The following is a 23240-nucleotide window of genomic DNA, read 5'->3' on the forward strand; positions in this document are numbered from 1 at the left end:
CAGTAATGTCTATTTGTCCATGAATTTAACAAAGCCGGCCAGCGGCTCGCGTTCCGTGTTCAGGCGGTTCTCGACCTTGTCCGGGTCGGCATGGCCGAGGGCCATGCCGCACACCACCATTTCGCTGGCCGGCACGCCCAGCTCGTCGCGGATGATGTCATGGTAATGGATGAAGGCCGCTTGCGGGCAGGTATCGAGTCCCCGCGCGCGCGCTGCCAGCATGATGTTTTGCAAGAACATGCCGTAGTCGAGCCAGGAACCCTGTTCCAGCACCCGTTCGATGGTAAAGATCAGGCCCACGGGCGCATCGAAAAACTGGAAATTGCGTCCATGCTGGGCCGCCATGCCGGCCGTGTCGCCACGCTCCAGGCCCAGCAGCTGGTACAGGTCCAGGCCGATCTTGCGGCGGCGCTCGATGAACGGCGCCGTCCACTGGCGCGGGTAATAGGTGTACGACGCCGTGCGCGCGGGCGCATCGGCTGCCTTGGGCGCGTCGTAGGCGGCCAGGATGCGGCGCGACAGGCGCAGGCGCGCTTCGCCCGACAGCACATACACTTTCCACGGCTGCATGTTGGCGCCCGATGGCGCGCGCGCCGCCACCTCCAGGATGCGCGCAATATCGTCCTGCGCCACCGGCGTGGGCAAAAAGGCGCGGATCGAACGGCGCGACACGATGACGGCGTCCACGGCTTGCTGCGCCGACTGTGTTTCAGATGCTTGCTTGCTCACTGCCCTGCTCTCCCGCTATATCTAGTCTATTTCTTGACCACGAACACCACGCCGACCACGGCCACCAGCATGCCGGCGATGCCCAGCATATTAAAGGCTTCGCCAAACATCAGCCAGGCCATCACGGCCGTCGTGGGCGGCGTCAGGTACAGCAGGCCCGTCACTTTCGTCGCATCACTGCGGCGGATCAGGGCGAACAGCAGGAAGATGGCGCCGATGGACAGCACGAGTACCGACCACAGCAGGGCGCCGATAAAATTCGCCGTCCATTGCACATTACTGAAATGCAAGTCCAGTCCTTCGTAATACAGGGCGAATGGCAAGACCACCACGATGGAGGCGGCAAACTGCACCACCGTGCCGGTACGCAAGTCGAATTGCGGGCAGTGGCGTTTTTGGTACATGGTGCCGGCCGTCATCGACAGCAGGGCGAACACGCACAGCAGCACGCTTTCCACCGTCAGGCCCACGAGGTTGATCTTCGCATACACGACGAGGGCCACGCCCAGCAAGCCAAAGAACAGGCCCAGCCACTGGCGCGGGCGCACGGATTCGCCGATCAGGGGCGCGGCGCAGGCCGTCAGCACGGGCTGCATGCCGACAATTAACGCAGAGAGGCCGGCCGGCATGCCCAGCTTGATGGCGCACCAGACGCCGGCCAGGTAGCCGGCCTGCATCAATATGCCGGCCACGGCGATCTGGCGGAACTGGCCCACGGGCCACGGCGCGCGCAACAGCAGCACCAGCGGCAGCAGGATCACCAGCACGCCCAGGAAGCGCAGCAGCAAAAAGGTCAGCGGCGGCGCATACGGCAAGCCGAACTTGGCCACGATAAAACCTGTGCTCCATAACAACACGAAGAAGCCGGGCAAGGCCATCGGCGCCAGGGTCGTCAGGAAAGAGGCTTTGCCGCTGGCGCCAGCCGCGGCGGGAAGATTGGACATGGTATCAACTCGGGAAACAGGATCGGCACCGGGGCGCTGCGCCAGTGCGGGAGGCAAAGTCTAGCATGCTGCGCCGCACCCGTCCTGAAAGGCGGGGAAATAATGGTTTAGGGCTAAACCATTAACACTCAGAAATCAAATATTTCTCTTTAGAAACAATGGCTTTTGACGCAAATCTATTCAATTGTTGCATCGCACAAGAATCGCTTGACTTCGTTTTTTTTCGCCGTAGAATAGGGTTTGTTGCGTTGCACAATTCTTGTTCAGCTTGAAAAATTTAGATTCACCTGCTTTCCCAAACGGTACACGCAGCATCAAATTAACCAGATTTCGATTTTTTGGAGATTTATATGTTTTCAATTCCTGAGCAATTTTCGTCCGCTACCAAAGCCAACCTGGAAGCCCAATTCGCCCTGTTCTCGTCGTTGACGGGCAAAGCCTTCGAAGGCATCGAAAAGATCGTCGAACTGAACCTGACCGCTGCCAAGGCAACGCTGGAAGAATCGACCGCCGCCGCCAAGCAATTGCTGTCGGCAAAAGATCCACAAGAATTCTTCTCGCTGACCGCTGCCCAAGCCCAGCCTGGCGCTGAAAAAGCCATCGCTTACGGCCGTCACCTGGCTGCCATCACGTCCGGCACGCAAGCCGAATTCAGCAAAGCTGCTGAATCGCAAATCGCTGAAACCAACCGCAAAGTCCTGTCGCTGGTGGAAGAAGTCACCAAGAACGCGCCAGCCGGTTCGGAAAACGCCGTCGCCATCCTGAAAAGCGCCATCGGCAACGCCAATGCAGGCTACGAGCAATTCTCGAAAACCAGCAAGCAAGCCGTCGAAGCCATCGAAGCGAACCTGACCTCGGCCGTGAACCAGTTCACGCAAGCGGCTGAAAAAGTCGTGCCGCGCGCTGCCAAGTAATTCCTGCGCGACCGCTACGGCGGTCCGTTGTTAACAGCTCCTCCAGGCATCCATCCCGTACTTCCCCGACGGATGCCATTATGCCCCAGCCCAGCTGGGGCATTTTTTATGCCTGATCCCTCTTACTCCCCCAGATACGCCGCCTTCACGCGCGGGTCGTCGAGCATGGCGGCCGCGTTGCCGCCCATGGTGACCAGGCCGGAATCCATCACATAGCCGCGGTGCGCCGCCTGCAGGGCCAGGCGGGCATTTTGTTCGACCAACAGAATCGTGATGCCTTCGGACGACACCTTGCGGATCACCTCGAAAATTTTCTCGACCATGATGGGCGAAAGGCCCATCGATGGCTCATCGAGCAGCAGCAGCTTCGGATGACTCATCAGGGCACGCGCCATGGCCAGCATCTGCTGCTCGCCGCCTGACAGGGTGCCGGCCATCTGCGCCGCCCGTTCCTTCAGGCGGGGAAACACGTCGAACCAGCGGGCGATATCGTCCTCGACGCCCGCCTTGTCCGTGCGCGTGTAGGCGCCCATCATGAGGTTTTCGCGGATCGACATACGGGTAAACACGCCCCGCCCTTCCGGCACCATGGCCAGTTTCCTTTCCACCAGGTGAAACGATTTCGTGCCCTTCAGCGACTCGCCCAAGTAGCTGATCGTGCCCTCGATCTTGCAGGCAGGCAAAGTACCCGTGATGGCTTTCAAGGTCGTCGTCTTGCCGGCGCCGTTCGCGCCGATCAGGGCGATCAGCTCGCCCTCGTTCACTTCCAGGTCGATGCCTTTCACCGCCTTGATGCCGCCGTAGGCCACGTGCAGGCCCGCCACCTTCAATATATTACTCATGCGTGCGATCCCCCCAGGTAAGCCTCGATGACGGCCGGGTTTTGTTGTATTTCGGCCGGCAAGCCTTCGGCGATGCGCTTGCCATACTCGAGCACCGTGATGCGGTCGCACAGTCCCATCATCAGTTTCACGTCGTGCTCGATCAACAGCACGGTCTTGCCTTCCGCCTTGATTTTCACCAGCAACTCGCGCAGGGCCAGCTTTTCCGTCGCATTCATGCCCGCCGCCGGCTCATCGAGGGCCAGCAGGGTCGGATCAGTGGCCAGCGCGCGGGCGATTTCCAGGCGCCGCTGGTCGCCATACGACAGGAAGCGCGCCGTGCGGCTGGCGAACTGGGCGATGCCGACGAAATCGAGCAGCTCCATGGCCCGCTTGCGGATGGACGCCTCTTCCTCGCGCGCCGCCTTGTGGCGGAAGATGGCGCCGAACACGCCCTGGTGCGAGCGCACGTGGCGCCCCACCATGACGTTTTCCAGTGCCGTCATGTCGCCAAACAGGCGGATGTTCTGGAAGGTGCGCGCGATGCCCGCTTTGGCCACCTTGTGCGGCGCGGACGGCGAATACGGCTTGCCGGCCAGTTCGAAGGTGCCCGTATCGGGCTGGTACAGGCCGGTGATCACATTGAAAAACGTCGTCTTGCCGGCGCCATTCGGGCCGATCAAGCCGTAGATCTGGCCTTGCCGGATGGTGATGCCCACGTCGGTCAGCGCCTGCAAGCCGCCAAAACGCTTGTTTACTCCGGCAATATTGAGAATGATCTGTTCGCTCATGTGATTCCCTCCCTTAAGCGGACACGACGCCGGTGGATTTGTTCGGCTGGTCCACATCGTGGTCGGGCCGGTCTTCGTGCTTCGGCGATGGCCACAGGCCGGCAGGACGGTTGAGCATGATCAACACCATGGCCAGGCCATACAGCAGCTGGCGCAGCACTTCCGCCTCGATCACCACGTGGCCGAACAGCGCCTGCTGGGCCGGTTCCACCACGTGGCGCAGTACTTCCGGTATCGAGGCGAGGATCACGCCACCGAGGATCACGCCGGGGATGTGGCCGATGCCACCCAGCACCACCATGGCCAGCACGGCGATCGACTCCGTCAGCGAAAACGATTCCGGCGAAACAAAACCCTGGAACGAGGCAAACATGGCGCCGGCCACGCCGCCGAACGAAGCGCCCATGGAAAAGGCCAGCAATTTCACGTTGCGCGTATTGATGCCCATGGCCTTGGCGGCGATCTCGTCTTCGCGGATGGCTACCCAGGCGCGGCCCAGGCGCGAATGCTGCAGGCGCTTGGTGACGAACACGACGGCGATGCACAGGAAGAGGAACAAAAAGTAATAGGCATTCACGGACGGCATGGAAAAGCCGGCCACCATGACGGTGCTGTTGGTGCCCGCCTCGCCCGCCAGGTTGACGCCGAAGATGCGGATGGGGTCGATCAGATTGATGCCTTGCGGCCCATTCGTGAAATTGATCGGGTCGTTCAAATTGTTCATGAAGATGCGGATGATCTCGCCAAAGCCCAGGGTCACGATGGCCAGGTAGTCGCCGCGCAGTTTTAATGTGGGCGCACCCAGCAGGGCGCCGAACAGGCCGGCAACAAAGGCGGCCAGCGGCACGATGATCCAGATCGACAGGTGGATGCCGTTTTCGCGGATTTCCGGACCCATCAGCTGCACCAGGGTTTCGCCCAGCACCGGATACTGGTTCACCACCGATTCGAGCAGGATGGCGAACTGGGGCGAGGCCAGCAAGGCCGTCAGGTAGGCGCCCACGGCATAGAAAGCGATGTAGCCGAGGTCAAGCAGGCCGGCAAAGCCGACGACGATGTTCAGGCCCAGGGCCAGCATGATGTACAGCAAGGCCATGTCGATGATGCGCACCCACGAGTTGCCGAACTGGGCGGCAAAAAACGGGAACACCATCAGCAGCGCGGCCAGGCCCAGCATGCCGGCGTAGGCTTTGGTCGGATTTTTCTTAGCGTCAAAATCGAGTAGTGCCATGATTTATTCTCCCAGTTTCACATCAGGCACGGTCGGCCACGCGTTCGCCCATGATGCCGGACGGGCGCAGGGTCAGCACGATGATCAGCACGACGAAGGCAAAGATATCCTGGTAGTGGCTGCCCAGGAAACCGCCCGTGATGTCGCCGATATAGCCGGCGCCCAGACTCTCGATAATGCCCAGCAAGATACCGCCCAGCATGGCGCCATAGATATTGCCGATGCCGCCCAGCACGGCCGCACAGAAGGCCTTCAAGCCGGGGATGGCGCCCATGGAGAACTGGATGGACGCATAGTTGGCGCCCCACATCACGCCCGCCACGGCCGCCAGCGCGGCGCCGATGGCAAAGGTGGCAACGATGACCTTGTCGGAATCGACGCCCATGAGTCCTGCCACGCGGGGGTTTTCCGCCGTGGCGCGCATGGCGCGGCCCATTTTCGTTTTTTCCACCAGCAACACCAATCCGCCCATCGACAGCGCGGCCAGGGCCAGCAGCAGCACTTGCGTTTGCGAAATCACGGCGCCGCCTATGTTGATGGGGTCGGTCGACAGCAATTGCGGAAAGGGCAAGGGATTGCGCGTCCAGATCATCATGGCGAAGGTTTGCAGCAGGATGGAGACGCCGATGGCGGTAATCAGGGGGGCGAGGCGGGGGGCGTTGCGCAGGCGGCGGTAGGCGACCCGCTCGATGATGATATTGACCAGAATACAGATGGGAATGGCGCCGAGGATGGCGGTGGCCAGTTTCAGGTAACCGGGCCAGTCGGGCACATAGATGCCCAGCAGCTTGAGGATGGTCAAGCCCACCATGGCGCCGATCATGAGCACGTCGCCATGGGCGAAGTTGATCAGGTTCAGAACGCCGTACACCATTGTGTAACCGAGGGCGACTAAGGCATACATGCTGCCCAACACCAAGCCGTTAATGATCTGCTGGATGAATGTATCCATGATTGCCCTATCAAATATGCATTTTTCGGGAACAACTTCCGCCAGAACATGGGTCGCTGATACAAAAACGGCACCGGAGGAAGAATTCCTGCAGTGCCATCCCTGGACCGTTCTCACCAGCATGGTGCACGCACTGAAAACGGGCGTGACCTTGCTTAGTCATAACGACAACATATTCAAGCTTGAGGCAATCATAACGATCTTTTGCAAAAACTAAGCTTGGAATAAATCGATCATTTCCGAATTAAATTCGGTTTTGAGGTAACTATTTCATCGATACTCAACAGCCGTACAGACTCAGGCGACGTCGCGCTTGATGCCATCGAGGCCTTTCGGCATCGGGAACGTGACGGCTTCCTGCACGCCGTCGAGCGGGCGCACGCTACGCACGCCGCACTCTTTCAGGCGGTCGATGACGGCTTGCACCAGCACCTCGGGCGCCGAGGCGCCAGCCGTCACACCCACGCGCAGCTTGCCTTCCAGCCAGGCGGGATCGATTTGCGAGGCATTGTCGACCATATAGGCCGGCGTGCCCATCTTCTCGGCCACTTCGCGCAAGCGGTTCGAATTCGAGCTGTTCGGGCTGCCGACGACGATCACCACTTCCACTTGCGGGGCCATGAATTTCACGGCTTCCTGGCGGTTCGTGGTGGCGTAGCAGATGTCGCCTTTTTTCGGCTCGGCGATATTCGGATATTTCGCTTTCAAGGCCGCAATAATGTCGCTAGTGTCGTCAACTGACAACGTTGTTTGCGAAACATAGGCCAGGCTCTCCGGATTGGCGACCTGCAGTTTCGCCACATCTTCGAGCGTTTCCACCAAATGCATGCCCATGTCGGCCTGGCCCATCGTGCCTTCGACCTCGGGATGGCCATCGTGGCCGATCATGATGATCTCGCGGCCTTCGCGGCGCATCTTGCCCACTTCCATGTGCACCTTGGTGACCAGCGGGCAAGTCGCATCAAAAATGCTCAGGCCGCGCGATTCCGCCTCGGCGCGCACGGCTTTCGACACGCCATGGGCGGAAAACACGAGCGTATTGCCAGCAGGCACGTCATCGAGGTCGTCAATGAAGATGGCGCCCTTGTTGCGCAAGTCGGCCACCACATAGGCGTTGTGGACGATTTCATGGCGCACATAGATCGGTGCGCCAAATTGCTGCAAGGCGCGTTCGACGATTTCGATCGCCCGGTCGACGCCAGCGCAGAAACCGCGGGGCTGGGCCAGTAACAGTTCTTTATCCATCGCTACTCCTTACAGGACCGAAATGAGCTTGACTTCAAAGCGCAGCGGCTGGCCAGCCAGCGGATGGTTGAAGTCGAACAGGGCCGAGTCGTCGCGCATTTCGCGCAGCACGCCGGCAAAGCGGCCGCCACCCGGGGCGGCGAAGTCGACCAGGTCGCCGATCTTGTAGTCGGCACCGGGCACCGAGTTCTCGTCCAGGGTAGCGCGCGAGACGGACTGCACCAGCTCCGGATTGCGCTCGCCAAAGCCTTCGCCGGCGGCCAGCTCGAATGTCTGGTGCGTGCCTTCAGGCAAACCCAGCAAACGCTGCTCGAGGAATGGCGCCAGTTGGCCCTGTCCCAGCATCAAGGTAGCAGGATTTCCGCTGAAGGTAGTGACAATATCAGTACCGTCAACAGTAGCAAGACGATAATGCAGGGTGAGGTAAGCCGCTTCGGTAACGACTGCTGGTTGCTCGTTGGACATAGTAGTTTTCAGGTAACTGGTGCAAAACGATATTGTAAGCCACCCTGAGCCAGCGCGCCCCATGCCATCTCGGCGCGGCCATGCTTTTGTCAAAAAACATGGCCGCGCAACACATCCGACGCCGGATCGGCGAATCAGACGTTGACGTACGTCAACCCGCCCGCCGTGCTGGCGTGATTGCCGAAGCCGGAGCTGTCCTCCAGGTTGCCGTCGAGCTTCCAGCGTCCCACGGGCCGGTGCACGATGCCATACTGGCCATAGTCATACACTTCCTTGGGCGTCAGCACGCGGTCGTACAGGATGACGTCCGACAACTGCCAGGCGGGCGCGCCCTGCTCCAGCGCATCCACGGTGCGGCCGATCACCAGGGGCGCGCCGCTGGCCTGCACGAATGGCGTCGCCATCTTGTTGCCCTGCGACATCAGGAAATCATCGACATACAGGCTGATGGAACCATCATGCTTGACGGTGTAGGTGCAGCGAAACCAGCGGTTGGCGCTATCCACGTTCACGCCGTGACCATTGTTATTGAAGCCAGCACCGGCACTGTTGCGCAGGAACAGGAACGTCTGGATATCCTGCGTCAGCAGCGTCCATCCTTTCAGGTTCGCCTGGCGCGCGACAAACGCCCCGCCCCGGCCCACCATCGTGGAAAATGCCTGTTGCCGGATGCAATACGACAGCGAAAAATCGGCGCTCTCGTAGCGCACGGATGACGGCACGGTAAGCAGGAGGCCCGGCTGGAACTGCAAGGTTTTCTTGACGCCGAAGCAAGGCGTGGGCGGCGCCTGACGGACGGCGTCGTCGCCGCGCAAGGCGTCCCAGACGGCCTTGCGTCCGTTGCTGTAGGCGGGTGTTTCCACTAGGTTCAGACCGGCGTCTGCCATGGGCTTGCCGCCGTTCCAGTCCCAATAGCATGCCAGTTGCACGCCCGTACGGCGTATGGCGCTCAGCAAGGCGTGCAAGTTGTCTTGCCGTTCGGTATCTTGCAACGCCTGCTCCTGCTTTTCCGACAGGCAAAAGCTGCCAAGATAATACGGCTTGCCCAAGGCCTTGGCCGCGCGCTGCATCACTTGCAGGTAAGCGAGCGAAGACGAGACGAAGTCGGCCGGCAGATCCGCGCTGTTGTCCAGGGCGCTGCTCACATATTCATTACCCAGAAACAGGTTTTCACAAAGACAGTCGACCGGGTCCGGATTCATCAATGGCAAGGTTTCCGTGACGTATTGCTGCAACGAGCCTTGCCGGGGCGAAGTATGGGCAATGCCCGCGTTACCGGAAGAAATCATGCGCGCCAGGCCATCGTTGTCACGCAGCAATTGCGCCGTCTCCTGGATGATTTCCCGGCAAACGCTCAAGCTCATGTCCGTCACGCCCATCAGTTCCTGCGCAGCCATCCAGGCGGCGATGCCGGCATGGTTGCTGTAGTGCTGCGCAAAAGCCTGCGCAAAGGCACGCATGTAGCGGCGTGTTTTCGACTGCGGATTGGCCAGTGCGACGCGCGCGGCGGCGGCCTGCTCGTCTTTTTTAGCGCCCGCAGGGCCCGCCTCGCCCACCAATTGCGGCACGGCGTAGGGATTCCAGAATGGGCAGGCGATGATGCCGATGCCATTGGCCAGCGCGCAATCGAGCAGCGCCTGGATCGCGGCCCAGTATTCAGGCTTGATATTGAGCGCGGTCAGCGTGTTGTCGGTGGCGAAATTGGGCTTGCCAACGACCTCGCCCCAGTTCCAACCGCCATCCTCGCCGTTGAAAGGCGCCAGCATCACCTGGAGGTACTTGAAGCCGTTGGCGGCAAGATAGGGAAAATCCGTGCTGTAATCAGGATTCTTCACGTCCGGCGTCAGAGGTGCGGTAACGCTCCAGTTGCGGTGCTCCAGATACGCGTGCGCATTGAGGCCGATGCCGCTGACCTTGCCCGTGTTGACGCCGGCGGCGTTGAACTCTTGCATGACTCCATTGATAACTTTGATGTACGGCATGACGACTCCTGTAAAACAAGTGGAAGACATTGAGTTCAGGGCCCTGACTCCCCGCCGCTGCAACTTGCATGAAGTGCAACAACAGGCAAATGATAGCGCTTGAAAATGGCCAGGCCGGGCATCTTGGTTTTTGTTTTTTTCATATGATTCGCCATGAAGACGAGCTAGCGCAGCATGGCCGCCCGGGGAAGGCGCGACAATCGTTGGCAGGCGCCACGACGAGCCGGGCGCGAACGGGAGGCAAGATGGGCATCAAGGATTGGCCGGCCGGCGAACGGCCGCGCGAGCGCCTGATCGAGGATGGCGCGCAGTCGCTGTCGGACGCGGAATTGCTGGCCGTCTTCCTGCGCACGGGCGTGCGCGGCAAGAGCGCCGTGGAACTGGCGCGCGACACGGTCGAGCACTTCGGCTCGCTGCGGGGTCTATTCGGCGCCAGCCTCGTGAGTTTTTCCGCCGTGCACGGCATGGGCAGCGCCAAGTTTGCCCAGTTGCAAGCCGTGCTGGAACTGGCGCGGCGCGCCATCATCGAAGACTTGCAGGCGGGCCAGGCCCTCAATTCGCCGCACGCCGTGAAAGACTATTTGCGCCTGACCCTGGGCCACCTGGCGCATGAAGCGTTCCACGTGTTGTTTTTGGACGTCAAGAACCGCCTGATCACCACCCAGGAAATGTTTCGTGGCACCCTCACCCACACCAGCGTGTATCCGCGTGAAGTGGTAAAGCAGGCCCTGCTGCACAACGCGGCCAGCGTCATGCTGGCGCACAACCACCCGTCCGGCACGCCCGAACCCAGCGAATCGGATCTGTTGCTGACGCGCGCGCTGGTGCAAGCGTTGTCGCTGGTGGACGTGCGCATCCTCGACCATTTCGTCGTGGCCGGGCGGCAAGTACATTCCTTCTCGGAACACGGCCAGATCTAGGCCGGGGCTGGCCAGGCAGCAGTTAACCATGTGTAAACAAGGACATACGTGACAGCAGCAAGACGCTTATCTAACAGTAAACAGGGCTGTTTACCAGTGCTTCCACCTATGACGAAGGGGAAAAGTCAAATTGTTAAATTATTTCAATACAACATGACACAATTGTTTTTCGCAAGTCATTGATAAATCTGCTTATTTTGGATATACTCTCGTTTTTCCAATTTGGAATATCTTTAAGGAGTGCGCCATGGCACGTGTTTGCCAAGTCACTGGGAAGAAGCCGATGGTCGGCAACAATGTTTCCCATGCAAACAACAAAACCAAACGTCGTTTTTTGCCTAACTTGCAGAATCGTCGTATTTTTGTTGAATCTGAAAACCGCTGGGTCTCCCTGCGTTTGTCCAACGCCGGTCTGCGCGTCATCGATAAAGTCGGCATCGACGCCGTATTGGTCGATATGCGCGCTCGTGGCGAAAAAGTCTAATTAGCAGAATAAGGGAGCTATCATGGCAAAATCAGGCCGCGACAAAATCAAGTTAGAATCGACCGCCGGTACGGGTCACTTCTACACGACCACCAAAAACAAGCGTACGACGCCTGCGAAAATGGAGATCATGAAATTCGATCCTAAAGCACGCAAGCACGTAACGTACAAAGAAACCAAAATCAAGTAATTGATATTGTGTTCTGTAAAAAGAGCCGCTCCGATGAGCGGTTTTTTTTCGCCCTGATTTTCATCTCGCCGTTCTCCCCTTCTGCCTGGACGAAAAAAAAGGCCCTGGAAACCAGGGCCTTGATATGACGCGACAGCTTACTCAGGCATAGCTGCGCAGGCGCAAGGAGAAATCTTGCAGCGACTTGATGCCAGACGCTTCGGCGCGCGTGCACCAGTCTTGCAGCTTTTGCAGCAATTGCTCACGCGTAAAGTGCGAACGTTCCCAGATGGCGCCCAGCTCCACGCGCATGTGGTGCATGGTTTCCAGCGCCTTGCTGTGCTGGAACAACTCCGACAACTGCTCATGGTGCGCATCGGCCAGCTTGCCCGGCTCGCGCTGCATCAGCTTGCGCGACGATTTCAGGAAGCGCTTTTCCAGCTCGGCCTTGTGCTTCAGGTGTTCCAGCTCCTCCTTCCAGGCATGCTTGATCGATTTCGCATACTTGGCCATCACGTCGTAGCGGTTGGCGATGACGGACTGCAAGGTCTCGAAATCCGCTTCCAGCTTGCCGTGCGAGAACTTCGGCTCCGGCGCCAGCTTTTTCACCTTCGCCAGGCCCAACATTTCCAGCGCGCGGATATACGCCCAGCCGATATCGATTTCATACCATTTCGACGACAGCTTGGCCGACGTCGCATATGTATGGTGATTGTTGTGCAACTCTTCGCCGCCGATCAGGATACCGAACGGAATGATGTTGGTGGCCGCGTCCGCGCAGTCGTAGTTGCGGTAGCCCCAGTAGTGGCCAATGCCGTTGATGATGCCGGCCGCCGTGATCGGGATCCACATCATTTGCACGGCCCACACGGAAATGCCGATCACGCCGAACAAGATGAAATTGATGACGAACAGGGACACCACGCCCAGCCAGCTGTATTTGGTGTACAGGTTGCGCTCGATCCAGTCCGTCGGCGTGCCATGGCCGTACTTGGCCATGGTTTCCATGTTCTTCGATTCAGCGCGGTACAGCTCGGCGCCTTCCCAGAAGACTTTCTTGATGCCGCGCGTCACGGGGCTGTGCGGATCTTCTTCCGTATCGCATTTGGCGTGGTGCTTGCGGTGGATGGCCGCCCATTCCTTGGTCACCTGGCCCGTCGTCAGCCACAGCCAGAAACGGAAGAAATGGCTAGGGATGGCGTGCAACTCCAGCGCCCGGTGGGCCTGGTGGCGGTGCAGGTAAATCGTGACGCTGGCGATCGTGATATGCGTGACCACCATGGTGTACAGGAAAACTTGCCATGCGGACAGATCGGTAATGCCAGTTGCCATGAACTGCAAAACGTCGTGTAAAACGGAACTCAATGTCATTACTGCTACTCCAAGTGGACAGGGCGTGCGCACGGTCGCTCCAGTGATTCTGGAGGTCCGGCAGAGTTAATTTTAGGCGTGATTGTACGCCCTAATGGGTGCGGTCAGGCAAAATCGGAGGCAGGCAGCGAGGTTAAGGCTGGGTGCCGGATGGGGCGGACTCACCCTCTGCCGCGCTGGCGAGCGGGGCAGGAGGCGTACCAACAATACGCAATTCGCGTTGCGGAAACGGTACAGTGACCTTATGTTCCTGCAAGGTGCGCCAGATGGCGCGGTTCACATTCGACTTCACGCCGCCGGTGCCGTTTTCCGGGTCCGCGATCCAGAAGCCGATCTGCACATCGAGGCCGTCGGCGCCGAAACGCACGAGGGTGGCCGATGGCGGATTGCTTTGCGACACACGCGGCACCTTGGCCGTCGCCGCTTCCAGCAAGGGGAAGATGACATCTAGATCCGTTTCATAGCCCACCGACACGGCCGTCGACAGCCAGACCATGCGGTTGCTCAGCGACATGTTCTGCACGCCGCCGGAAATCAGCATTTCATTCGGCACGATGGATTCAACGCCATCGCCACCCAATAACACAGTATAGCGCGTATTGATTTGCGTGACCTTGCCCGTGAACTGGCCCACCGTGATCATGTCGCCGATGGTGAGGCTGCGGTCCAGCAGGATGATGAAGCCGGACACGAAGTTCGCGGCGATCTTTTGCAAGCCAAAGCCCAGCGCCACGCCGAAGGCGCCGCCAAACACGGACAGCACCGTCAGGTCGATGCCCACCAGCGACAGGCTGACCAGCACGGAAACGAGGATCAGCACGGCGCGGCCCATGCGCGACATCACCACGCGCAAGGAAGTGTGCAGGCCCTGCATTTTCATCAGGCGCTCGTCGAGCGAGGTGCCGGCCCACATGGCCAGCACCAGCAGCACGGCCACGGAAATAGCGGCTTGCAAGATGGCAGCCACGGACACCTTGTTGCGTCCCAGCGGCACGACGATGCTTTCCAGGAAGGTATGCAATTCCGGCCACAGGCCCGTGATGTACAGGGCCATGCCGGCCCACACCACGACTGTAAATATCTTTTCCAGCAGCAGCATGGTGGGACTGATGTCGCCATGGCGGGCAAAAATGCGGCGCAGCACATAAAAACCGAAGCGCACCAGCGCCATCGAGGTGCACAGGGGGATGGCAATGCTGAGCAGATTGACCGACTGGAACTTGGCGAGGAAATGCTGCGCAATGCCCAGCAGCATGGCCGCCAGCACGGGCGTGAGGATGCGGATGAAACTATCGGTGCGCTGCAAGGTTTCCGGCGTGGCCGGCGTGGCGGCCGCTTCCGCGCGCTGGTGCAGGAACACGCGCAACTGCCGCACCAGCAGCCAGCTCAGCGCCAGGCAGGCGACGATGACCAGCGCCTGCCACAGGATGGCCGGTTGACGGAAATCGTCGACAAAGTCAGTGATCAGGTTGAGCAGCGGGGTTTCGTTCATGGCGGATGGGGTCTGGAAGATGGTGCGGGGAAATATCCGGGCGGGGTGCCCACAGCTTGTGCCAGACAGGCCGGCGCAAGTGCATGGCCACCGCTGCGATGCTGCAGCGGCGGCCCGTGACTGCCTTATTCGGCTGGTTCAGCGTCAACGTCGTCGGCCGGCTTTTCATCGGCGTAGACTTTTTTCGGCATGACCTTGCGTTCGAACACGGCGGCGAAGAAGCCATCGGTCTGGTGCAGATGCGGCAACAATTTCAGGTAGTCGCCCATTTCCAGCTCGATCTTCTGTTCGGCCAGCACTTTGCTCATCGGCACCAGGGTGAAGTCCGGATGGGCCGCGAGGAATTGCTCGGCGATAAAGTCGTTTTCTTCGTTCAGGAAGCTGCAGGTAGCGTACACCAGGCGGCCGCCGCCCTTGACCAGGCGCGCCGCGCCGGCCAGGATGGCAGCCTGCTTGGCTTGCAATTCCACGATCGAGTTCGGCTGCTGGCGCCATTTCACGTCCGGATTGCGGCGCAGGGTGCCCAGGCCGCTGCATGGCGCATCGACCAGCACGCGGTCGATCTTGCCGGCCAGGCGCTTGATCTTGGCATCGCGCTCATGCGCGATCTGCACCGGATGCACGTTCGACAGGCCGCTGCGGGCCATGCGCGGCTTCAGCTTGGCCAAACGCTTTTCCGACACGTCGAAAGCGTACAGACGGCCCGTGTTGCGCATCAGCGCACCCAATGCGAGGGTCTTGCCACCCGCGCCGGCACAGAAATCGACGACCATCTCGCCGCGCTTGGCGCCGACGATCTGCGACAGGATCTGGCTGCCTTCATCCTGCACTTCGATGGCGCCGCTCTGGAACAATGGCAGGTTTTGCAACGATGGCTTCTTGATCACGCGCAAGCCCAGCGGCGCAAACGGCGTCGGCGTGCTGAGGATAGGCGCTTCGGCCAGGGCCAGCATCACGTCCTCACGCGTGGCCTTGAGCGAGTTCACGCGCAAGTCCAGCGGCGCCGGCGCGTTCAGCGCATCGGCCAGCTTCATGGTTTCCGCTTCGCCGAACTGGGCGATCAGCTTGTCGAACAGCCAGGTCGGCATGTTGGCGCGCATATTCGACGGCATCAGGCTGCGGTCGATCTGCGTGATGCGTTCCAGCCATTCCACTTCTTCTTCCGTCAGGCCGCCCAGGGAGTCCGCCCCGACGGCTTCGGCCAGGCCGAGGATGGTCAGGCGGCGCATGGTCGGGCCACTGCCCGCTTCGGCGAAGTCCGTGAAGAACGATTTGTTGCGCAGCACGGCATAAATGCCTTCGGCGATGGCGCCGCGTTCGCGCGAACCGAGGCGCGGATGGTCGCGGAAATAGCGCGACAGGGTGGTGTCGGCCGGGGCCGTGAAACGTAAAATTTCGCGCAATACTTCTTCAGCATTGGCAAGTATCGCTGGTGGCAATCTCATTGTTATTCTTCCTGTAATATTTTATTGAGGGTCCACGCGGACCTGGCCATGCTCGACTGACAGTTTATCGTCAATGAACAGGCGGATGGCGCGCGGGTAAAGCAGATGTTCCTCTACCAGCACGCGCGCCGATAAGCTCTCTTCTGTGTCGCCTGGCAAGACGGGGACTTTCGCGCTCGCCACGGCCGGGCCATGATCGAGCTCGGCAGTCACGAAATGCACGGTCGCGCCGTGTTCCGTTACGCCTGCCTCGAGCGCCTGGCGGTGCGTCGCCATGCCCGGGAACAGCGGCAGCAGCGACGGGTGGATATTGAGCATGCGCCCCGCGTAATGCTCGACGAAGGGCGGCGTCAGGATGCGCATGAAACCGGCCAGCACGACCAGGTCGGGGGCAAAGCCGTCGATCACAGCTTGCAGCGCCGCATCGAACTGTTCGCGGCTGGCATAATCCTTGTTGGCAACGACTGCCGTCGCTATCCCGTGTTCCGCGGCAAAAACCAGTCCCTGGGCATCGGCCCGGTTACTGATGACGGCGGCAATACGGGCTGGCCATTGCTCGGCTTGCGCCGCGCGCACGACCGCTTCCATGTTGCTGCCGCGTCCGGAAATGAGGATAACGATATTTTTCATAGCGCGCATTGTACCCGCTATGGCGATGCGAATCTAGAAAGGCCGGCATTATTGTTGCGGCGCAACATGGGCGCCGGCGCGCCGCAGCCGCCCGAAGATGCCGATTCTCACCTGCGCGGGAAGCCGGTTTGACGGCGCCGCGGCAAGAGTAAGTATTTACTCGAACGAATAGAAGACGCGGAACGGGACTTTCTTCTCGGCCCAGTAGTCGGCCGCGTCGCGGAACACGTCGAGCAGGATCTCGCGCGCTTCCTTGTCGAATTTTTGTGTATTTGGCAATTGCTCGAGCACCACCAGGAAACCCGTTTGCGTGCCGGCCTTGGACATGGTGTCCGTCAGGCACAGGCGCAGGGCATCGAAATTCTTCGCCAGGTTTTTCGGAAACAGGAATGCTTCTGCAATAATGCCGATGACTTGTTGTTTGGTCTGTCCAGCGTTGCAATGCGCATATAAAAAGTGCTGCCCGAGACGGATCGCCTCGTCTTGTAATTCGGTCACGCGAAAGGCACGGATGGACTGGACAAGGTTGGGCGGCACGGTTAGTAACAAACTCATTTTTCCCTCAAATCGACCTGTTATGTATGGATCTCTTCTAGCTGCTCTTCTTATTGCATCCCCGCACGCGGGTCAATGCGCACGCGGTGATTCGATCTGTATCAACTTTTATGCGATTCAGTGCGATTTTATATAAGCCATACGCGTATTAGGGTAACGTGTTGTCCTGCATGAATCAACCCGAATATGATGTCAAACGCAAGATTTGTTACAAACCGCTGGTTTCAAGTCATTTCAACATCTTGTATCGATTGAAAGTGCATGTTACAGACTGTGGGGCAAGGGGCTTGGGCTGTTACATTTTGTTGCCATGCGAAACACTTGTCCCCGTCTGGCGGGATTACTATAGTCCCAAGTTGTAAAAAATACCCTGAAAGATTCTCTACATAACGAGGTTACAAATGAACTTGCAAGCCAAATTGATGATGTCAGCCCTTTGTATCGGTGCATTGCCACTCGCCCAGGCCGCCGACTTTGAAGATTTCGGCAAGGTCGTGCGCGTCGTGCCGCAGGTGGAACAGATCAACCGCCCACGCCAGGAATGCCGCACGGAATACGTGCAAGTCCAGGCACCGCCGCAACAGCGCAGCGCTGGCGGCTCCATCGTCGGCGGTATCGCCGGCGCCCTGCTCGGCAGCCAGGTCGGTGGCGGCAATGGCCGCACAGCTGCGGCAGCCGCTGGCGCGATTGCCGGCGCCGTCGTCGGCGACCGTGTCGACAACCAGAACAATTACCAGGGCGGCATGCAGGAACAAGCCGTCAAGCAATGCCGTCAGGTCGACCACTGGGAATCGCGCAACAATGGCTACCAGGTCACCTACGACTACCGCGGCCGCAACTACACGAGCATCATGTCCTACGATCCGGGCGAACGCATCCGTCTGCGCGTCTCCATCGAGCCTGCTCAACAGTAATGCCTGACATAAGCTGCTAGGCGTCGTTGCACAGCAATTTAAAATGCCGGTCCCAGTCGTTCTCATGGGGCCGGCATTTTTTATGCCCCCCCCGGCGCGGGCTATAATGCGGCACACTTTCAGGCCGCCTTATGCTTATCAAACGAAAATCCATCGAACAAGTCGAATCCTCGCGCCCTGCGCGCAAGCCCCGCTATGCCCCTGTCACCCTGTCGGAAATGGATGGCGTGCGCTATCTGCATTTCGGCACGGAATGGGTGCAGGGCGCCATGCGCATCCGCAAGCCGGACTGGCCGGAGCTCGAGTACGCGCAGCAGATGATGGCGTGGATGCTGTGGATCGAACAGCCGCAGCGCCTCGCCCAGCTGGGCCTGGGCACGGCTGCGCTGACCAAGTTCTGCTACCGCCAGTTCCCACAGGCGCAGATCGAGGCCATCGAACTGAATCCGTCCGTCATCACCATCTGCGCCTCGATGTTCAAGCTGCCGCCCAACGACGAGCGCCTGCACGTGCGCGAGATGGATGCGCTCGACTACGTCAACGACGACGCCAACCACGGCACCCTGGACGCCCTGCAGGTGGACCTGTACGACGCCACGGCGCGCGGCCCCGTGCTCGACAGCGCCGAGTTCTATTCCGCCTGCTGCGCCTGCCTGGCGCCGCACGGCATCATGACGGTCAACCTGTTCGGCGACCATCCCAGCTACGCAAAGAACATCAAGGCGATGAAGTTTGCGTTTGAACAGGTGATCTGCCTGCCGGAAGTCCATGATGGGAACGTGGTGGCGATCGCTTTCAAGACGAAAGTGGCACTCGATACGGAAGCGCAAGCCGCCCTGCTCGAACGCGCCAAGCAGATCGTCGCCGAGACCAAGCTGCCCGCCAAGTCCTGGGTCAAGGGCATCGTCAGCACCCTGTAACCGCCGGCAAGTCCAGGCATGGCCGGCAGCCCGGAAAGGCGCCGGCCATGCCCGCATCCCCTCCTTCTCCCGATACGCCGCTGCAACTGCCCCAGCTGCTGGCCTGGCTGCAGGAAGACGGCTTGCTCGATGCGGCACAAGCGGCCGCCATCGACGCCCAGGCCGCCCTGCTGCCGGCACCCGCCCTGCATCCGCTGTGCAGCATCGCCCACGGCGCACTCACGCTCGATACCCTGTGCGCCTGGCTGGCGCAACGCTCCAGCCTGCCGTATGTGCGCATCGATCCCCTGCACATCGATTTCAGCCAGGTGGCCGACGTCATGACGGCCGGCTATGCGGCCCGCTTCAACATCCTGCCCGTGGAAAGCACGCCTGAGCGCATCGTCATCGCCACGGCCCAGCCATATGCGCTCGCTTGGCAGGCACAGTTGGGAAACCTGGCGCCGCGCAAGCTGAGCCTGGTCATCGCCAACCCGCTGCACATCGCCGACGCCATCGCGCAATTTTTCAGCCTGGCCAGTTCCGTCAAAGTGGCCCGGCAAGCCTCCACGCAAGACCTGGCGCTGCGCCACAATTTCGAACAACTGGTGGAACTGGGGCGCAACAAGACCAGCCTCGACGCCAACGACCAGCACGTGGTGCGCATCGTCGACTGGCTGTGGCAATACGCGTTTGCCCAGCGCGCTTCCGACATTCATCTGGAACCGAAGCGCGACGCGGGGCTCGTGCGCCTGCGCATCGACGGCCGCCTGCACCAGGCCTACCAGTTGCCGCCCGTGGTATTGCTGGCCATGACGGCGCGCATCAAGTTGCTGGGGCGTATGGACGTGGTGGAGAAGCGCCGCCCCCAGGATGGGCGCATCAAGACGCGCAATGTACAGGGCCAGGAAATCGAGCTGCGCCTGTCGACCTTGCCCACGGCCTTCGGCGAAAAGCTCGTCATGCGCATCTTCGACCCGGAAGTGGCCGTCAAGAGCCTGGCCGAGCTGGGCTTTCCGCCGACGGACGCCGAACGCTGGCGCCAGTTGACGGCGCGCACGCACGGCATCGTGCTGGTGACGGGACCCACCGGTTCGGGCAAGACCAGCACGCTGTACAGCACCTTGAAGGCGCTGGCCGGCAGCGAAGTCAATGTATGCACGGTGGAAGACCCCATCGAAATGGTCGAACCGGCCTTCAACCAGATGCAGGTACAAACCCAGGCCGGCATCGAACTGTCGTTTGCCGATGGCGTGCGGGCGCTGATGCGGCAAGACCCCGACATCATCATGGTGGGCGAAATCCGCGACCTGGCCACAGCCGAGATGGCCATCCAGGCGGCGCTGACGGGGCATCTGGTACTCTCGACCCTGCACACCAACGACGCACCCTCGGCCGTGATGCGCCTGCTGGAACTGGGCTTGCCCGCCTATCTGCTGGAAGCGTGCCTGGCCGGCGTGCTGGCGCAGCGCCTGTTGCGCTGCCTGTGCCCGGGCTGCAAGCAGCTGGACACGGCTCCCGGTGCCGCGGCGTGGCAGCGCCTGACAGGCGGCCAGCTGGAGCGGCCAGCCGCCGCATACCGCCCCGTCGGCTGCGCCCTGTGCCGGCACAGCGGCTATCTGGGACGCGCCGGCATCTATGAACTGCTGGGCGTGACGGAAACGTTCGGCCAGCTGGTCAAGGCAGGCGCCGACCTGCATGCCCTGCGCCGCCAGAGCATCCTCGACGGCATGACACCGCTGCGCATCGCCGGCGCGCGCAAGATCATCGATGGCACGACCAGCATCGACGAAGTGCTGAAGCTCACGGCAGCCCTGCATTAGCGGGCCAGCACTTTCTCACAGGAATGCTTTGCATTCTTTTTCAACTGATATATAATGCGGCCTCTTTCGGGTCGTTAGCTCAGCTGGTAGAGCAGCGGACTTTTAATCCGTTGGTCGCAGGTTCGAATCCCGCACGGCCTACCACGAATACAGCAGTACAGATCAGGGCTACCCGCTTCGGCGCGTAGCCCTTTTTTGCGCTTGCCGCCTGCCCAGCTTAGCGCTTGCCGCTGGCATGCTCCAATGCAGCCACATCGGCCCGCCCGTCGGCCAGCCGCCCGCACACGAATGCCGACACATAGTTTTGGGTCGCCTGTCCATTCACGCCGACGCCGCGCTGCGGAAGGAAGTTACCGACCGGATAGGCACTGGCGATCTTGAAGAGCATTTCCCGCTCGAGCGGATACGCCTGGTCGTAGCGCATGATATTGCGATGCACGTTGTAGCCATTGTTATTGTTCATGTCTTGCGACAGGGGCTTGACCATCACGCGCCCCACGCCCAACTCGCTGGCCCGCATGGCAATGTCGCGCGCCAGCGACGTGGCAAAGGCATAGCGCGCCTGCTCGCCATCGCCTTCACACCAGAAGATGTCGAGCGTGACGCCATCGTAGCGATCGCGCACCATCAGGCGCTTGCGGCTGACGGTCGCCGCCACGTTGCGCGGCGCGGCTGACATGCCGGCCTTGAGCGGATTGAACTTCAGGGCGGAGAAGGCAGGGCCAACGTTGGTTTCGGCATAAGTGTCGCGCTTGCCGCTGTCGTACAGGCGCCAGACGCGGATGCCGACGGCGGCCATGATATCGCCTATGTCGCCGCCTTTCGACAGTTCGTCGGCCAACACCAGCGCATAGGCGCTATGGCCCTTGCCGTCATTGTCGGGCGTGCGGTCGCCGGCGGTGGTGGCGTACTGGATCAGCGTGTTCGGCCCGGTGCGGATCGACACGGCCTCGCTATAGGTGACCTTTTCGTCGACCGGCACGTCGCGGCATTTGTCCAATGCCACGACGAGTGCCACATTCTTATCATCCGGCAATTTCTGCAGCATCTCGGCGACGTTGTTGGCGTTCTTTTGCAGCAGTTTGAATTGCTCCAGGTCGCCGTCATTCTTGAATGCGGCATGATCCATCCGAAACAGCACCGGCACCGTGAACGCGTGACCGTGGTACTGCATGCCATGGCCGGAATAAAAGAGGAAGACAATCGATCCCCTGGGCAAATCCGACAGGCTGCTGGCAAAGTCGGCGACACGGGCGTTGAAGGTCGCCTGGTCCACATTGCAATAGTCATGGATCTCGAACCCGAATTTGGCCAGCTGGCTCTTGACCAGATCCGAATCGCTGCAGGGATTTTTGAGGTCGGCAATGTAATCGCCCGATGGAGTGGGATCGAATTTTCCGTTCTGATCGTAATCCCAGTTGCCGATCAATAAGGCGACACGCTTGGGCGGGCCAGATTGTGCCTGGCAGGGGAAGGCCAGCAGCACGGACACGGGGATGCAGAGCAGGGCTAGGATGCGTTTGAGCGGATGCACGATATAACTCCTCGGTTGGCCAGGGTGGATGCCGGGGCGGACCTAAGCGCTTTTCAGGCCACGCTCGAACAGCGCGGCCTCAAGCTCGCGCCGCAGCACGAGGCCGCGCATATTCGGCACGCCTGTCCACAGCCGCGCCATGGACCGCAACTCGGCGGGGATGGCATCGTAGGCTTCGTTGACCATGTGCTGGCGGATCATGCGCATCTCGCGATAGCGCGGGCCATCCTTGTGGAAGCTGGCACCGCGGTTGTAGACCAGCGACACGAGCGCACCCAGGCTGTCATCGGACAGCTTGTCCGTGTTGGGAAGGCGCGCCAGCGTCAGCGCCACGTAGCGCGGCAACAGGCGCGTACGAAACTGCTGATCGGCGATGTCCCACGGAACCGCTACGTCGCGTACCTGCGCCAAGGCATCGCGGGCCTCTTCCGCCCTCAAACCACAGACCTTGCGTAATGTTGCCAGTTCGCCGTCAGCGAGCCGGGCTTCCCAGTCTTCGTTGAGCCAGTCGGCCGTGACGTATCCCAAATCATAGCCAATGCCTATCGTGACGCCCGACTCGCCGGCGGGCCAGATCGGCTGCTGGAACTTCGCCTCGTAGCGCGCGCGGTCGGTCACTTCGAAGGTGGTAATGAGCGTGATGGCGGCTTCCGAGATTGCCCGCGAAGACAAGGGAGTACGCGGCGCAATGGCCCGCGATTCGTACTGCTCGCCGAAGCCTTCGCGACTAGTGCGCGTCGCATCAAGCAGCGACGGATCGTTGATGGCTTGCCGCAGCAAAGTATCGAATGCATCCGACTGCGCCAGCACCTTGCCGCCAGCGAGCAGGCCCAAGGCTCCCAGCGCGACCGCCGCGCCAACAAACTCTCGTCTGGAATGCATCGCATGCTCTCCTCTAGTGTCCGGCAAACATGGCGACACGCCACTTGC

24 protein-coding genes and 1 tRNA gene are annotated in these 23240 nt (G+C 60.5%); 9 read left to right on the top strand and 16 right to left on the bottom strand.

Annotated elements, in window-relative coordinates:
- Positions 1–9: 9 nt before the first annotated feature.
- A complete protein-coding gene (locus tag U0004_RS24170; RefSeq protein WP_034785176.1) occupies positions 10–729 on the bottom strand; it encodes a nitroreductase in 720 nt (239 codons plus the stop codon).
- A 26-nt stretch (positions 730–755) separates the two neighbouring features.
- The gene (locus tag U0004_RS24175; RefSeq protein WP_034785174.1) at positions 756–1673 is read right to left on the bottom strand and encodes a DMT family transporter; all 918 of its coding nucleotides are present in this window, start codon (positions 1671–1673) and stop codon (positions 756–758) included.
- Positions 1674–2023: 350 nt separating this feature from the next.
- On the opposite strand from U0004_RS24175, the gene U0004_RS24180 reads away from it, so the two are divergent.
- Complete coding sequence (locus U0004_RS24180; protein WP_070256671.1) at positions 2024–2587, top strand: phasin family protein; 564 nt, start codon at positions 2024–2026, stop codon at positions 2585–2587.
- A gap of 122 nt (positions 2588–2709) precedes the next feature.
- Here the strand turns inward: U0004_RS24180 and U0004_RS24185 are convergent, their stop codons facing one another.
- Genes U0004_RS24185 through U0004_RS24200 form a run of 4 tightly spaced genes read right to left on the bottom strand, consistent with a single transcriptional unit; the run spans position 2710 to position 6382 of the window.
- Complete coding sequence (locus U0004_RS24185; protein ID WP_070256673.1) at positions 2710–3429, bottom strand: ABC transporter ATP-binding protein; 720 nt, start codon at positions 3427–3429, stop codon at positions 2710–2712.
- Positions 3426–4199, bottom strand: coding sequence for an ABC transporter ATP-binding protein (locus tag U0004_RS24190; RefSeq protein ID WP_034785170.1), 774 nt, complete (start codon positions 4197–4199; stop codon positions 3426–3428). Before U0004_RS24190 ends, U0004_RS24185 begins: the two co-directional genes overlap by 4 nt.
- Positions 4200–4212: 13 nt before the next feature.
- Positions 4213–5430 carry an ABC transporter permease subunit gene (locus U0004_RS24195; RefSeq protein ID WP_034785169.1) on the bottom strand — a complete coding sequence of 406 codons (1218 nt, stop codon included), beginning with the start codon at positions 5428–5430 and terminating at the stop codon, positions 4213–4215.
- Between the two features lie 22 nt (positions 5431–5452).
- Positions 5453–6382 (bottom strand): branched-chain amino acid ABC transporter permease, encoded by a 930-nt coding sequence (locus tag U0004_RS24200; RefSeq protein WP_034785168.1) that lies wholly within the window; start codon positions 6380–6382, stop codon positions 5453–5455.
- Here U0004_RS24200 and U0004_RS24205 point away from each other — a divergent pair.
- Entirely contained in the window at positions 6333–6599 is a 267-nt protein-coding gene (locus U0004_RS24205; RefSeq protein ID WP_167468615.1) for a hypothetical protein, read from the top strand. The two genes, U0004_RS24200 and U0004_RS24205, sit on opposite strands and share 50 nt — an antisense overlap.
- 80 nt (positions 6600–6679) lie before the next feature.
- Here U0004_RS24205 and ispH read toward each other — a convergent pair whose 3' ends face one another.
- The 3 genes from ispH to U0004_RS24220 all read right to left on the bottom strand — a co-directional run bounded on the left by ispH (position 6680) and on the right by U0004_RS24220 (position 10074).
- Positions 6680–7627 carry a 4-hydroxy-3-methylbut-2-enyl diphosphate reductase gene (ispH, locus tag U0004_RS24210; protein ID WP_034785166.1) on the bottom strand — a complete coding sequence of 316 codons (948 nt, stop codon included), beginning with the start codon at positions 7625–7627 and terminating at the stop codon, positions 6680–6682.
- A 9-nt stretch (positions 7628–7636) separates the two neighbouring features.
- Complete coding sequence (locus tag U0004_RS24215) at positions 7637–8092, bottom strand: FKBP-type peptidyl-prolyl cis-trans isomerase (RefSeq protein ID WP_034785165.1); 456 nt, start codon at positions 8090–8092, stop codon at positions 7637–7639.
- 134 nt (positions 8093–8226) lie between these two features.
- Complete coding sequence (locus U0004_RS24220; protein WP_070256675.1) at positions 8227–10074, bottom strand: LamG-like jellyroll fold domain-containing protein; 1848 nt, start codon at positions 10072–10074, stop codon at positions 8227–8229.
- 245 nt (positions 10075–10319) lie between these two features.
- On the opposite strand from U0004_RS24220, the gene radC reads away from it, so the two are divergent.
- The 3 genes from radC (at position 10320) to rpmG (ending at position 11668) form a co-directional block, all read left to right on the top strand.
- The gene (gene radC, locus U0004_RS24225; RefSeq protein WP_070256677.1) at positions 10320–10994 is read left to right on the top strand and encodes a RadC family protein; all 675 of its coding nucleotides are present in this window, start codon (positions 10320–10322) and stop codon (positions 10992–10994) included.
- Positions 10995–11241: 247 nt separating this feature from the next.
- Positions 11242–11478, top strand: coding sequence for a 50S ribosomal protein L28 (rpmB, locus tag U0004_RS24230; protein ID WP_010400928.1), 237 nt, complete (start codon positions 11242–11244; stop codon positions 11476–11478).
- A 22-nt stretch (positions 11479–11500) separates the two neighbouring features.
- A complete protein-coding gene (gene rpmG / locus U0004_RS24235) occupies positions 11501–11668 on the top strand; it encodes a 50S ribosomal protein L33 (RefSeq protein ID WP_010400929.1) in 168 nt (55 codons plus the stop codon).
- Between the two features lie 141 nt (positions 11669–11809).
- On the opposite strand, the gene U0004_RS24240 is transcribed toward rpmG, so the two are convergent.
- The 5 genes from U0004_RS24240 to U0004_RS24260 all read right to left on the bottom strand — a co-directional run bounded on the left by U0004_RS24240 (position 11810) and on the right by U0004_RS24260 (position 17140).
- The gene (locus U0004_RS24240) at positions 11810–12979 is read right to left on the bottom strand and encodes a DesA family fatty acid desaturase (protein WP_369811458.1); all 1170 of its coding nucleotides are present in this window, start codon (positions 12977–12979) and stop codon (positions 11810–11812) included.
- A gap of 172 nt (positions 12980–13151) precedes the next feature.
- Complete coding sequence (locus U0004_RS24245) at positions 13152–14510, bottom strand: mechanosensitive ion channel family protein (RefSeq protein ID WP_034785139.1); 1359 nt, start codon at positions 14508–14510, stop codon at positions 13152–13154.
- A gap of 125 nt (positions 14511–14635) precedes the next feature.
- The gene (locus U0004_RS24250) at positions 14636–15955 is read right to left on the bottom strand and encodes an RsmB/NOP family class I SAM-dependent RNA methyltransferase (RefSeq protein WP_070256678.1); all 1320 of its coding nucleotides are present in this window, start codon (positions 15953–15955) and stop codon (positions 14636–14638) included.
- Positions 15956–15976: 21 nt separating this feature from the next.
- Complete coding sequence (gene purN / locus U0004_RS24255) at positions 15977–16585, bottom strand: phosphoribosylglycinamide formyltransferase (RefSeq protein ID WP_034785137.1); 609 nt, start codon at positions 16583–16585, stop codon at positions 15977–15979.
- 156 nt (positions 16586–16741) lie between these two features.
- Positions 16742–17140, bottom strand: a complete 399-nt coding sequence (locus U0004_RS24260; protein ID WP_034785135.1) for a barstar family protein — start codon at positions 17138–17140, stop codon at positions 16742–16744.
- Between the two features lie 401 nt (positions 17141–17541).
- Here U0004_RS24260 and U0004_RS24265 point away from each other — a divergent pair, with 401 nt between their 5' ends.
- The 4 genes from U0004_RS24265 to U0004_RS24280 all read left to right on the top strand — a co-directional run bounded on the left by U0004_RS24265 (position 17542) and on the right by U0004_RS24280 (position 20920).
- The gene (locus U0004_RS24265; RefSeq protein ID WP_034785134.1) at positions 17542–18054 is read left to right on the top strand and encodes a glycine zipper 2TM domain-containing protein; all 513 of its coding nucleotides are present in this window, start codon (positions 17542–17544) and stop codon (positions 18052–18054) included.
- 131 nt (positions 18055–18185) lie between these two features.
- Complete coding sequence (locus U0004_RS24270; protein WP_070256679.1) at positions 18186–18974, top strand: spermine/spermidine synthase domain-containing protein; 789 nt, start codon at positions 18186–18188, stop codon at positions 18972–18974.
- A gap of 47 nt (positions 18975–19021) precedes the next feature.
- Positions 19022–20776 carry a GspE/PulE family protein gene (locus tag U0004_RS24275; protein ID WP_070256680.1) on the top strand — a complete coding sequence of 585 codons (1755 nt, stop codon included), beginning with the start codon at positions 19022–19024 and terminating at the stop codon, positions 20774–20776.
- Between the two features lie 68 nt (positions 20777–20844).
- Positions 20845–20920 (top strand) — tRNA-Lys (locus U0004_RS24280).
- Between the two features lie 73 nt (positions 20921–20993).
- Here the strand turns inward: U0004_RS24280 and U0004_RS24285 are convergent.
- Together U0004_RS24285 and U0004_RS24290 are read right to left on the bottom strand one after the other, a co-directional pair.
- Positions 20994–22310 (bottom strand): caspase family protein, encoded by a 1317-nt coding sequence (locus tag U0004_RS24285; protein ID WP_070256681.1) that lies wholly within the window; start codon positions 22308–22310, stop codon positions 20994–20996.
- Positions 22311–22352: 42 nt separating this feature from the next.
- On the bottom strand, positions 22353–23192 hold the full coding sequence (locus U0004_RS24290; RefSeq protein WP_139144154.1) for a lysozyme family protein: 840 nt from the start codon (positions 23190–23192) through the stop codon (positions 22353–22355).
- Positions 23193–23240: the final 48 nt, after the last annotated feature.

The organism is Janthinobacterium lividum (assembly GCF_034424625.1).
GTDB lineage: Bacteria > Pseudomonadota > Gammaproteobacteria > Burkholderiales > Burkholderiaceae_D > Janthinobacterium > Janthinobacterium lividum.

Bases quoted from the DNA above. Each gene is read 5' to 3' on its own strand.
- U0004_RS24175 (WP_034785174.1), bottom strand. From the start codon at position 1,673: ATGTCCAATCTTCCCGCCGCGGCTGGCGCCAGCGGCAAAGCCTCTTTC.
- U0004_RS24180 (WP_070256671.1), top strand. From the start codon at position 2,024: ATGTTTTCAATTCCTGAGCAATTTTCGTCCGCTACCAAAGCCAACCTG.
- U0004_RS24185 (WP_070256673.1), bottom strand. From the start codon at position 3,429: ATGAGTAATATATTGAAGGTGGCGGGCCTGCACGTGGCCTACGGCGGC.
- U0004_RS24190 (WP_034785170.1), bottom strand. From the start codon at position 4,199: ATGAGCGAACAGATCATTCTCAATATTGCCGGAGTAAACAAGCGTTTT.
- U0004_RS24195 (WP_034785169.1), bottom strand. From the start codon at position 5,430: ATGGCACTACTCGATTTTGACGCTAAGAAAAATCCGACCAAAGCCTAC.
- U0004_RS24205 (WP_167468615.1), top strand. From the start codon at position 6,333: ATGCTGCCCAACACCAAGCCGTTAATGATCTGCTGGATGAATGTATCC.
- U0004_RS24200 (WP_034785168.1), bottom strand. From the start codon at position 6,382: ATGGATACATTCATCCAGCAGATCATTAACGGCTTGGTGTTGGGCAGC.
- ispH (WP_034785166.1), bottom strand. From the start codon at position 7,627: ATGGATAAAGAACTGTTACTGGCCCAGCCCCGCGGTTTCTGCGCTGGC.
- U0004_RS24215 (WP_034785165.1), bottom strand. From the start codon at position 8,092: ATGTCCAACGAGCAACCAGCAGTCGTTACCGAAGCGGCTTACCTCACC.
- U0004_RS24220 (WP_070256675.1), bottom strand. From the start codon at position 10,074: ATGCCGTACATCAAAGTTATCAATGGAGTCATGCAAGAGTTCAACGCC.
- radC (WP_070256677.1), top strand. From the start codon at position 10,320: ATGGGCATCAAGGATTGGCCGGCCGGCGAACGGCCGCGCGAGCGCCTG.
- rpmB (WP_010400928.1), top strand. From the start codon at position 11,242: ATGGCACGTGTTTGCCAAGTCACTGGGAAGAAGCCGATGGTCGGCAAC.
- rpmG (WP_010400929.1), top strand. From the start codon at position 11,501: ATGGCAAAATCAGGCCGCGACAAAATCAAGTTAGAATCGACCGCCGGT.
- U0004_RS24240 (WP_369811458.1), bottom strand. From the start codon at position 12,979: ATGGCAACTGGCATTACCGATCTGTCCGCATGGCAAGTTTTCCTGTAC.
- U0004_RS24245 (WP_034785139.1), bottom strand. From the start codon at position 14,510: ATGAACGAAACCCCGCTGCTCAACCTGATCACTGACTTTGTCGACGAT.
- U0004_RS24250 (WP_070256678.1), bottom strand. From the start codon at position 15,955: ATGAGATTGCCACCAGCGATACTTGCCAATGCTGAAGAAGTATTGCGC.
- purN (WP_034785137.1), bottom strand. From the start codon at position 16,585: ATGAAAAATATCGTTATCCTCATTTCCGGACGCGGCAGCAACATGGAA.
- U0004_RS24260 (WP_034785135.1), bottom strand. From the start codon at position 17,140: ATGAGTTTGTTACTAACCGTGCCGCCCAACCTTGTCCAGTCCATCCGT.
- U0004_RS24265 (WP_034785134.1), top strand. From the start codon at position 17,542: ATGAACTTGCAAGCCAAATTGATGATGTCAGCCCTTTGTATCGGTGCA.
- U0004_RS24270 (WP_070256679.1), top strand. From the start codon at position 18,186: ATGCTTATCAAACGAAAATCCATCGAACAAGTCGAATCCTCGCGCCCT.
- U0004_RS24275 (WP_070256680.1), top strand. From the start codon at position 19,022: ATGCCCGCATCCCCTCCTTCTCCCGATACGCCGCTGCAACTGCCCCAG.
- U0004_RS24290 (WP_139144154.1), bottom strand. From the start codon at position 23,192: ATGCATTCCAGACGAGAGTTTGTTGGCGCGGCGGTCGCGCTGGGAGCC.